General features: G+C 70.3%; 1 protein-coding gene. It reads right to left on the bottom strand.

The window, feature by feature from the left end; translation table 11 throughout:
- The coding region (locus tag FVA95_RS29395) for a leucine zipper domain-containing protein (protein WP_149664620.1) at positions 1–317 on the bottom strand (317 nt) is incomplete at its 3' end.
- Positions 318–489: the final 172 nt, after the last annotated feature.

The raw sequence follows: 489 nt of genomic DNA, 5'->3' as shown, positions 1-489 counted from the left end.
ACCGCGTGCACGGTCGAGGCGGCCATGCCCAGGCGCCCGGCGATCTGGACCGGGCCCAGCCGGTGCCGCCAGCGCAGCCGTACGATTCGCCGCACCAGACCGACACGGGTCTTCGTCGGTGAGGACCTCGGCCGTGAGCTGCGGTCGGCCATCCCCGCCGGCCCCTCGGCCCGGTAGCGGTCGGACCACTTCTTGGCGGTCCGCGCGGAGACCATGAACATTGTCGCGGCCGCGGTGTGGGTCCAGCCGTGCTCGACGACGAGTTGAGCGAGCCGCAGCCGGGCGCGCGGGGTCAGAGCGGCGTTAGCGTGGGACACGAAGGCCTCCGGTGGGTGAAGCGGTTCCTCGACAGCTCCACTTCACAACCGGAGGCCTTGGGACTGCCCCGAGTTCGGTTGACCCGATCTCGGTAGGGACTGCCCCGAGTTCGGTTGACCCGATCTCGGTAGGTGGGTCAGGCCGCGTGGGCGGTGTTGAGCAGTGTCTCGA

The sequence above is a fragment of the Pseudonocardia sp. EV170527-09 genome (assembly GCF_008369905.1).
Classification (GTDB): domain Bacteria; phylum Actinomycetota; class Actinomycetes; order Mycobacteriales; family Pseudonocardiaceae; genus Pseudonocardia.
The sequence above is the reverse complement of the archived record's forward strand: the minus strand, read 5'-3'. Positions and strand labels throughout refer to the sequence as shown.